8 protein-coding genes are annotated in these 9,200 nt (G+C 52.3%); 3 read left to right on the top strand and 5 right to left on the bottom strand.

Features of this window, described 5'->3' with window-relative positions; translation table 11 throughout:
- Positions 1 to 438: 438 nt before the first annotated feature.
- Positions 439 to 930, bottom strand: a complete 492-nt coding sequence (gene elsL / locus RSA72_RS12775; RefSeq protein WP_332622242.1) for a cell wall-recycling L,D-carboxypeptidase ElsL — start codon at positions 928 to 930, stop codon at positions 439 to 441.
- On the bottom strand, positions 927 to 1,346 hold the full coding sequence (locus RSA72_RS12780; protein WP_332622243.1) for a YbaN family protein: 420 nt from the start codon (positions 1,344 to 1,346) through the stop codon (positions 927 to 929). The genes elsL and RSA72_RS12780 overlap by 4 nt, the downstream gene beginning before the upstream one ends.
- A gap of 86 nt (positions 1,347 to 1,432) precedes the next feature.
- Between RSA72_RS12780 and RSA72_RS12785 the strand changes: the two genes are divergently transcribed.
- The 3 genes from RSA72_RS12785 to dapE all read left to right on the top strand — a co-directional run bounded on the left by RSA72_RS12785 (position 1,433) and on the right by dapE (position 3,786).
- Positions 1,433 to 2,299, top strand: a complete 867-nt coding sequence (locus RSA72_RS12785; protein WP_332622244.1) for a DUF1853 family protein — start codon at positions 1,433 to 1,435, stop codon at positions 2,297 to 2,299.
- 94 nt (positions 2,300 to 2,393) lie between these two features.
- Positions 2,394 to 2,534 (top strand): entericidin A/B family lipoprotein, encoded by a 141-nt coding sequence (locus tag RSA72_RS12790; protein WP_332622245.1) that lies wholly within the window; start codon positions 2,394 to 2,396, stop codon positions 2,532 to 2,534.
- Positions 2,535 to 2,649: 115 nt separating this feature from the next.
- The gene (gene dapE, locus RSA72_RS12795; RefSeq protein WP_332622246.1) at positions 2,650 to 3,786 is read left to right on the top strand and encodes a succinyl-diaminopimelate desuccinylase; all 1,137 of its coding nucleotides are present in this window, start codon (positions 2,650 to 2,652) and stop codon (positions 3,784 to 3,786) included.
- A 65-nt stretch (positions 3,787 to 3,851) separates the two neighbouring features.
- Here dapE and RSA72_RS12800 read toward each other — a convergent pair whose 3' ends face one another.
- From RSA72_RS12800 to RSA72_RS12810, 3 genes are all read right to left on the bottom strand, one after another.
- Positions 3,852 to 4,298, bottom strand: a complete 447-nt coding sequence (locus RSA72_RS12800; protein WP_332622248.1) for a hypothetical protein — start codon at positions 4,296 to 4,298, stop codon at positions 3,852 to 3,854.
- Between the two features lie 3 nt (positions 4,299 to 4,301).
- Positions 4,302 to 8,660, bottom strand: coding sequence for a hybrid sensor histidine kinase/response regulator (locus RSA72_RS12805; RefSeq protein ID WP_332622250.1), 4,359 nt, complete (start codon positions 8,658 to 8,660; stop codon positions 4,302 to 4,304).
- A 171-nt stretch (positions 8,661 to 8,831) separates the two neighbouring features.
- Positions 8,832 to 9,200, bottom strand: a 369-nt coding sequence (locus RSA72_RS12810; RefSeq protein ID WP_332633270.1) for a methyl-accepting chemotaxis protein, incomplete at its 5' end; no start/stop codon positions are given.

Here is a 9,200-nt window from a genome sequence, read left to right on the forward strand (position 1 = left end):
GCCGACATTCTGCTTGTAAGGCAGACGCTCTACCAACTGAGCTAAGCGCCCTTTCAAAACGTCTTCATCGTTTGATGAGGTGCATTATAGAGAATCCTCACCGGGTGTCAAACGCTTTTCTGCGAGTTTTCCACTTTTTGCGCCCGAGTGATTAAAAAATAGGTGATCTGCGCTAAAAACCGGCATTTTTGTTTAGTTTTTAAGTGCATAACTTATTTCAGCGCGATTTTTCAGGCGCATTTCAGCGCTACCTGATCCTTTTTCAGCAGCGATTGCCGCGGCTGCAGCTGAATTCTCAAGCCTGTATTGCGCATAGCCTCCTAAATCTATTTCCTATACAGCAGGATTTCATTAGGCTTCAAGCATGCCAGCTATTCAGATAAAGAAGCTGAGCAGGCTAAAAAATGGGCGCATTGGCAGCGCCCGCCTGCAGGCAGCCTACGCTGCAATATAAACCAATGCATTTTCAGGCACCAATTCAAACAGCTCCGCCACGTCCGCATTGCGCATGCGGATGCAGCCGTGCGACATCGGAATTCCCATCGGCTCGGTATCCGGCGTGCCGTGAATATAGATGTAGCGCTGATAGGTGTCGCAGCCTTCGCCCTGATTAAAGCCGCATTCCAGGCCGCTGAGCCATAAAATCCGCGACAGAATCCAGTCACGTTCAGGATACTGGGCCGCCAGCTGGGCGCTGTAAACCTCGCCGGTCGGCTGGCGCGCAATAAAAACCGCATTCAATGGCGCGTTCTGGCCAAATTTTTCTGCAACCTTATGCCAGCCGCGCGGGGTTTTGCCGCTGTTTTCAGTTTCGCCAATGCCGTTTTTTCCGCTAGAAATCACGTAAAGCTTATCCAGCTTGTTCAGGCTGAGGGTCTGGCGCTTTAAATCAATAATGATGTCTGCCTGATCCAGCGCATATTGGGTCATGATTCTTTCCCTATTTTCTGTTTCTCTGCATGTTCTTTATCTGGGCTGAGCGCCTGGCCCTGCGGTTCCGGGCGCATCCACAGCCATGCCGCCACAATCAGCATCGTGGCATCGGTAAAAATCTTTACCGCCAAAGGCGCTGCGGTAAACAGCATAATCACCGCGCTGATCAGCATCATCACGCTGGCGACCCATTTGGCTTTGCGGGGCACGGTGCCGTTTTCGCGCCAGGCGCGCAAGGTCGGGCCGTATTTGGGATGATTCAGCAGCCAGTTATCCATTTGCGGCCAGCCTTTTGACGCCGCCCAGGCCGCTAAAATCAGAAAAACAGTTGTCGGCATGCCGGGCAGCAGCGCCCCAATAAAGCCCAGCATGATAAAAATCACCACCAGGCTGCGCCAAAACAGCGTTTTCATACCACAGCCCTAATTCCAGAATTGAGGTAGTATAAAGCGTTTTTGCATTTTATCCGCTGTTATTCTGCACTTTCCTCAGGCCAAGCATGCATCTTAATTTTTTAAACCCTGAACTTTATGAACCTTGGCTAGCTTTGCGGCATCCGCTGGTGCGCCAGCTGGCCTTCTGCATCGGCAGCCCGAATATTCTGCGCAGCCTGCCTGCGGACCTGGCCATAACGCATCCTTTTCAGCTGCATGACGATGCTGTCTGGAATAGGCATTTAAAAAATTACTGGCCCCGCCTGCAGCAGCTGGACCGGAATCCTAAAGCGTTAGCTGACTTTTTACGGAAACTGAAAAGCACCCGGCTGGGCCTGCGCTTTGAAATGTTCCTCTGGTTCTGGCTTTTGGACAACGGGCACCACCCTTACCGGTTGCTGGGCCACAGCATTCAGAAGATTGACGGGCCGAAAACTTTGGGCGAGCTGGACTTTGTCCTGCTGAATACCGAAACGGATGAAATTGAGCACTGGGAAGCAGCCTTGAAATACTATCTGGCGGAGCGCGATTTTTCCCTGCCCCATTGGCATGGCCTGAACCGCAGCGACACCCTCGGCCGCAAGCTGCGCCATTTCACCGAAAAGCAGTTTCAATTTGCAAATGCCTTGAACCATCAGATTCAGCGCCGCTTCTGCATCCTGAAGGGCCAGCTGTACCTGCCTGAACGCTCCAGCTGCGCCACGCTGCCGGACTGGGTTAATCCCTCGCGCAGAATCGGGCTGTGGGGACAGCGCCTTCCGGATGCTGCCCTGCAGTTTTACCGGCTGCAGCGCCATGAATGGATTTGCCCGCAGGCGCAGCCCAGCAGCCGCGCGGCGCAGTGGTGGACGGCCGGCCTGTATAAAGCTGCCGGTCATGAGCATTACTACATGTTCCGCCGGCCGGGCCTTTTATTACATTCGCTTACTTAAGCGCAATAAAAACTGCATACAGTTTAAGTAGCGCATTTTTTAATCTAAAGCTCATATCAGAATAATTTTACTATTCCTTAATCTGGAGATGACGATGAAAAAAATTCTTTCCGTTTCACTGCTTGCGGTTTTTGCCTTAACCGCCTGCAACACCGTTAAAGGCTTGGGCAAAGATGTATCCAAAGCAGGCGATGCCGTCACCAATACCGCTGAAAAAACCCAAGAGAAAATGTAATTCAATTCAGGCATGAAAAACCTTAGCTCGCGCTAAGGTTTTTTTATGTTTAAGTTTTCCTTTATTTTGCCGATTCGCCTATTATATTGCGACTTTTTAGACTTTCAGATTCAGCATGACCTCATCCTCAGCGACACTCGATCTCAGCCTAGAGCTTTTACGGCAGCCTTCCGTCACCCCTGTCGACCACACCTGCCAAAGCATCATGGCCGAGCGCCTGGCTAAAGCGGGCTTCAATATTGAACATATGCGTTTTGAAGACGTTGACAATTTATGGGCGCGCCGCGGCGCTGAAGCTCCAGTGTTCTGCTTTGCAGGCCATACCGATGTTGTGCCGACCGGCAATCTGGATGCATGGAATTCAGCCCCCTTTGCGCCGGAAATCCGCGACGGCAAGCTGTATGGGCGCGGCAGCGCCGACATGAAAACCGCTCTGGCGGCCATGGTGATTGCTTCTGAGCGCTTTACCGCAAAGCACCCGAATCACAGAGGCTCTATCGCCTTCCTGATCACTTCAGATGAAGAAGGCCCGGCAATTAACGGCACGGTGAAAGTTATTGAGGCCTTGGAAGCGCGCAATGAGAAAATGACCTGGTGCCTGGTCGGCGAACCTTCCAGCACCCATCAGCTGGGCGATATCATTAAAAACGGCCGCCGCGGCTCGCTCAATGCCAAGCTGACGGTAAAAGGCAAGCAAGGCCATGTGGCTTATCCGCACCTTGCCGTGAACCCGATTCATACTGCATCCAAAGCTTTGGCTGAGCTGTGCGAAACCGTTTGGGACAACGGCAATGAGTACTTCCCTGCCACCTCTTTCCAGATTTCCAATCTTAATGCCGGCACTGGAGCAACCAATGTGGTGCCGGGCGTGATGATATCGCTGTTCAACTTCCGCTATTCAACAGAAGTCACCGCGGAAGAGCTGAAAGCGCGCACGCTGGAAATTCTAGACCGCAACAAGGTTGAATACGATATTGCATGGACGCATTCAGGCCTGCCTTTCCTCACTCCGGTTGGCGAACTGGTGAATGCCGCCAAGAACGCCATCCGCAATGTCACCGGCGTGGAAGCTGAGCTTTCAACCAGCGGCGGCACTTCTGACGGGCGCTTTATCGCCCCGACTGGCGCGCAGGTTCTGGAATTAGGCGTTTTAAACGCCAGCATCCATCAAATTGATGAGCATGTGAATGTTGCCGACTTGGAGCCGCTGGCTGAAATTTATGAACAGATTCTAATCGGCCTGCTGGCTTAATCAGGCCTCAGCGGCCGCAATAAAAAAGGAACTCCGCGGAGTTCCTTTTTTATTCATCGGTTTTTTTACAGGCCAATCGAAGACTGGATATAGGCCAGATTCGGCACATGATAGAGCTGATCATTCATGCGCACATACTGGAAAACTGCAGGATCGTCCAGCGCATGCTCTTCATCAACAATTTCGGAAATGCGCAGGCGGATGGATCGCGGCATTTCATTGCACATCAGCGCGAAACGCTGATGCACATCATCGCCCTCAATCACCAAAGCAACGCCGCTTTTCCGCGCCGGCTCATTCACCGCATACACAGGCAACTTCAATTCATGCCACTGCACATGCGAAACCTGCGTTTCACTGTCCAGCGCAGATAAAACAATGTTCTGCGGCAGCAGCATGGCTTCCTTGCCGCAGCAATCAATGATATAGGCATCAATAAACCCGGTCGAAACCGTAATCAGATGCTGCAGTTCCTGCTGGCTCACCTCATTCAATACAGCTGTCCGGCTCATAGATTACCCCTGTTTTTCTGCAATTAAACTTTCAATATTGGCAAGCAGCTCCGCTTCCTGGAACGGTTTGCCCATATATTGCGTTGCGCCCAGGCTGAAGGCGCGCTCGCGGTGCTTCTCGCCGGTACGCGAGGTAATCATGATAATCGGCAAGTCCTGATGAATATCATGATGGCGGACAAGGTTGGTCACTTCAAAACCGTCCATGCGCGGCATTTCAATATCCAGCAACATCAAATCCGGCCTTACATTTTCCAGCTGCTCCATGGCATCCACACCGTCTTTGGCAGTGACAACATCATAGCCTTGGCGCTCCAGCAGGCGCGAAGTCACTTTGCGCACCGTGACCGAGTCATCCACGATCATCACTAAGCGGCGCGCATTGCCGTGGCGTGACAGATCGCGCTGGTCCGCACCGCGCTTAACGCGCTGCGTGGCCTGAATTTGGCGGGCGATGCTTTGCCCGTCCAAAATCAGGCAGACCTGGCCGTCACCCAGAATCGTCGCGCCGGCAATGGCGCCGACATTCGAGAACTGCTGGCCTATCGGCTTCACTACAATCTGCGCGCGGGAACCGATCAACTGGTCAACCAGCAAAGCGATGGTTTGACCACTGTTGCCTTTAATCAGCAGCACCGGCAATGAATGCGCAACGCTGCCTAAGCGCGGAATCGGCTGGTTCGAAACGAATTCCGATAAATAGCGCAGCTTGTAATTCGTGCTGTCGATCTTGAACACATCCGCTTTGCTGGAGAAATACTCTTCCAGCGCAGACGGCGATATGCGGACAATACGGTCAATTTGCGCCAAAGAAATCGCAAATTGCTGATCGCCAGCTTTCACCATCAGGGCATCGCTGACCGCCACAGTGGTCGGAACGCGAATGGTAAAGGTGGTGCCTTGACCCAGTTCTGAATCTACTGAAACATGGCCGCCCAAGGCTTTAATTTCACTTTGCACCACATCCAGGCCAACGCCGCGCCCTGAAATCTGCGTCACTTCTTTTGCAGTACTGAGGCCCGGATGGAAAATCAGCTGCAGAATTTCCTGCTTGTCGAGGAACTGATCGGCTTTAATCAAGCCTTGGCTCAGCGCCTTATCTTTAATGATCGCTTCATTAATGCCCTTGCCGTCATCACTGAAAGATACCAGCACATCGGTGCCTTGGCGGCTGATATTCAGCACAATGCTGCCGACTTCCGGCTTATTCAATGCCAAGCGTTCTGCCGTATCTTCCAGGCCATGGTCAATCGCGTTGCGCAGCATATGCTCGAATGGCGTCACCAGCCGCTCCAAAATGGTGCGGTCCAGTTCGCCTTCGGTATTCTGCACAATCAGTTCCGCCGGCCGGTTCAGTGTCGATGAAGTCTGGCGCACAATGCGCTGCAGCCGCGGCAGCATGCGCGAGAACGGCACCAGGCGCGTGCGCATCAAGCTTTCCTGAATTTCAGCCTGAATGCGCGACTGCTGCAGCAGCAGGCCTTCCGCATCACGGATTTTCTCCGCCAGCGTGCTCTTGAAATCGACCAAATCCGAAGCCGACTCGGCGAGCGACTTAGACAATTGGTTCAAGGATGAATACTGATCCATTTCCAGCGGGTCGAAGTCCGCATAGCGCGAATTGTCCGTGCCGTGCTTGGCGAGAATCTGCGATTCCAGCTCGCCGTCCATCCGGCGCAGCTGATCCGCCAGACGCTTAATCGCCAACTCCATCTCATTCAGGGTATTGCCGAGCTGGCCGAGATCCATTTCAATGCGCGAACGGTTGATTGAGTTCTCGCCGGACAGGTCAATCATCTTCTCAACAAGGTCAGCAGAGATGCGGATCATTTCATTGCTGCTGCCGGCATTTAAGGCATCTTTCCATTCGCCCTGCATGGACGGCGGTTCTGCGCCATCACCCTGAATAAATTCAAAGCCGAGTACTGCAGCGGACTGATCAGACTTGCCTAAGCGGCTTGACAGATGCCCTGCCAGATCATCCAGCTCAATTGACTCCAGGCTCAGCCTGATGCTGTCAAAGTTGCTGTAGTCTTTCTCAAAAATAGCCTGCTTTAACCAGCTGACTGTAGTTTGCAGCAGGACATCATAAGCATTTGAATTGAAATGATGCACCGCAAACTGTTCAAGAGTGGTTTCCAGCTGATAGGAAATGGCCGCAACCGGCTCATTTTCCACCATGCGCGCGCCGCCTTTAATACTGTGGGCTGCGCGCTGCAATTGCAGCAAAATGCTTCGGTCACTGCGCTGCTCAAACCACTGCGTCAGCAGCTGCTCAGCAGTTGCAAGCACTTCCTCGGCTTCTTCAAGGAAAGTTTCTTCAACCACCGCGCGCAGCGCATCGTCTTCAGAAAAACCAAATCCTGCAAATGCTGGCGCTTCCGCAGCAGCTGCCGGCTGTTCAGCTGGCGCAGGCGCAGAAGCTTCTTCAGCTGCCGGCGCATCAACCGCTTCAATTTCAAGCGCCGCCGCTGGCTCTGCAGCGGGCGCCGGGCCTTGACCGGCAGCAATCGCCTGAATATTTTTAATAATCTCGATGGCTTCATGCGCCGGATAATCAACTTGATTATCGCGGATGATTTGAATGCGGTCAGCAATATCATCCTGCACCAGGCGGATGACTTGGATCAGCGCCGGGCTGATGCTGATTTGCTGGCGGATAATCCGCTCATAGACAAACTCAAGCTCATGCGCAATCAGGCCGATATGCGATGCCGAAATCATATTTGCACCGCCTTTCAAGGTGTGCAAATAGCGCATCAGATTGTTCAAAGCGCCGATATTGCTTTGATCTTTCGACCATGTGCTGAGATCCTGATCAATCCCCGCCAGCAGCTCATCCGCTTCTTCAAGGAAAATCGCCAGCAGCTCTGAATCAAAATCAGTGTTCGCTTCGGCAGAATGCTGATGGCTGCGGTCAGACGCAATGCGCTGGCTAAGCTGCGCAAAATCAACTTCTGCAGGCGCGGCGGCTTCCAGCGCCGCAGAAGCGAAATCCTGCGCTGGATGCGCAAGCGCAGCCGCCTGTTCAATGTCCTGCTGTACAAAGGCTGACAATTCGCCCAGCAGCTTTTGCGCTTCCGCGCTTAACACTACGCGCTGGCCGGCAGCCAAAGTGTCAAATAAGTGAATGAATTCCTGATGCGCCTGCGCAAACAGTTCATAGGCGTAATCAAAATTCAGCAGCTGCGGCTTTTCCGCGAGGACATCATAGCCCTGCTTTAATTCCAGCGTGAATTCATGAATGCCGGTTGAGGCGCGGTTATCCGTATGCTCCAGCAGCTGCTGCGCCTGAACGCTGAGTGAGCGCAGGTATTCCGGAAATTCCGCTTTCGCGCGGCTGTCAAACTCAAACTCCGCATCCAGAAGCTGGTCAATATTCAGCTCAATCAGCTTGGACACCAGGCCTTGCGGATTGACATCCTGATCCAGCTCCTGAGCCGCAAAGCCGTAATCATTCCATGCCGTATTAAATGTCTCGTAAATTGCATCCAGCTGGCCGGCTGAACCAGCGCGCAAGGTGTGCAGATAGTCGCGCACAAATTCCGCATACTGAACCAGCAGCGCAGTTTCTTTCGAGGTGGAAACAATCTCTTCCTGCAGCAGGGTCTTAAACAGGTTTTCAACCTTGGTGCTTGCCTCAAAGACCTGATCAATCTGCGCCATGGACGAACTGCCGCGCAAGGTATGCAGTGCGCGGATTAAGCCGTTGTAATCCTGAAGTTTTTCATCTTCTGCTTGCAGGAATTTATCAATTGCATGCAAATGCTCTTCAGCTTCTTCGATAAAGATCGAAACTGTTTCTTCAATATAGCTGCTGTCTGCCGCAGCTTCAGCCAGTTCAAGGCCCGTCACGCCGTCCGCTGAAATCAGCTCATCTGCAAGCTTCAATAATTCCTGCAGCGCCGGCTCCGGGCTTAGGCCCTGCTGCAGCTGCTGGCCAAGCAGAACCAAAGGGCGCAGGTCAATATCCAGCTGCTCCACTGCTTTAAAGCGCGGATACAGCTTGTACTGGTAGACATTCAGGACGGCCTGAGCATATTTCTGAAGTTCCGGCGTCAGCGCAAGGGAGCCTGCAATAGCCCGGTTCAGGGCATCTTCCACCATCCATGCTGTTTCGCCGGCTGATTTTGCCCCCACCATGCGGCCGGAGCCTTTTAAAGTATGGAAATGACGGCGAATCGTAGTCAGCATGTCTGGGTTATGCGGCTCCTGCAGCCAACCCGTAAATAAAGAATTTAATTCAGCAAAGATTTCCTCTATTTCTTCAACAAAAATTTCTAAAATTTCTGCATCCTGATCTAGATAGCTGTCTTCCGGAAGCGTAGTCGTTTCTACTAAATTTTTTAATATTTCTTTCATAGCTAAGGCTTCTTACGTTTTTGCCACCAAGCAGGGTGCTCAAACTTAATTGTAACCATCACGCGTGACCTAACTCTGCTGCGTTAAGTTCATCTTGACGATGCTTTATCTGTGTTTTGCAATGCGCCTTGCCCGCAGGCAAGACGCACCGTTCCCCCAAGCTTTCTGACTTTATTCAGGAAGTTTAAAGTCAGATACAGATTCACGTAATGATTCGGCCATGTTTGCCAATTCAGAGACCGAACGCGCAGTGTCAAAGGTTGCGCTTGTGGTTTGAGAGGTAATTTCCTGCACAACGTTCATCGTGGTTGCAATATGGCCCGCAGAAGCAGACTGCAGTTTTGCAGCGTCCGAAATGTTGGCAATCAGTTTTGCCAGGTTGCCGGATACGCTTTGAATCTCATCCAGCGCCACGCCCGCATCCTTAGATAAGTTTGCGCCGCGCACAACTTCCGAAGTGGTCTGCTCCATCGAAATAACCGCTTCGTTGGTATCGGTCTGAATGGTTTTTACCAGGCCTTCAATCTGCTTGGTTGCAGA

The sequence above is a fragment of the Acinetobacter sp. genome, assembly GCF_036659555.1.
Taxonomy (GTDB): Bacteria; Pseudomonadota; Gammaproteobacteria; order Pseudomonadales; family Moraxellaceae; genus Acinetobacter.

Coding starts and splice junctions, on each gene's coding strand:
- elsL (WP_332622242.1), bottom strand. CDS start 930: ATGACCCAATATGCGCTGGATCAGGCAGACATCATTATTGATTTAAAG.
- RSA72_RS12780 (WP_332622243.1), bottom strand. CDS start 1,346: ATGAAAACGCTGTTTTGGCGCAGCCTGGTGGTGATTTTTATCATGCTG.
- RSA72_RS12785 (WP_332622244.1), top strand. CDS start 1,433: ATGCATCTTAATTTTTTAAACCCTGAACTTTATGAACCTTGGCTAGCT.
- RSA72_RS12790 (WP_332622245.1), top strand. CDS start 2,394: ATGAAAAAAATTCTTTCCGTTTCACTGCTTGCGGTTTTTGCCTTAACC.
- dapE (WP_332622246.1), top strand. CDS start 2,650: ATGACCTCATCCTCAGCGACACTCGATCTCAGCCTAGAGCTTTTACGG.
- RSA72_RS12800 (WP_332622248.1), bottom strand. CDS start 4,298: ATGAGCCGGACAGCTGTATTGAATGAGGTGAGCCAGCAGGAACTGCAG.
- RSA72_RS12805 (WP_332622250.1), bottom strand. CDS start 8,660: ATGAAAGAAATATTAAAAAATTTAGTAGAAACGACTACGCTTCCGGAA.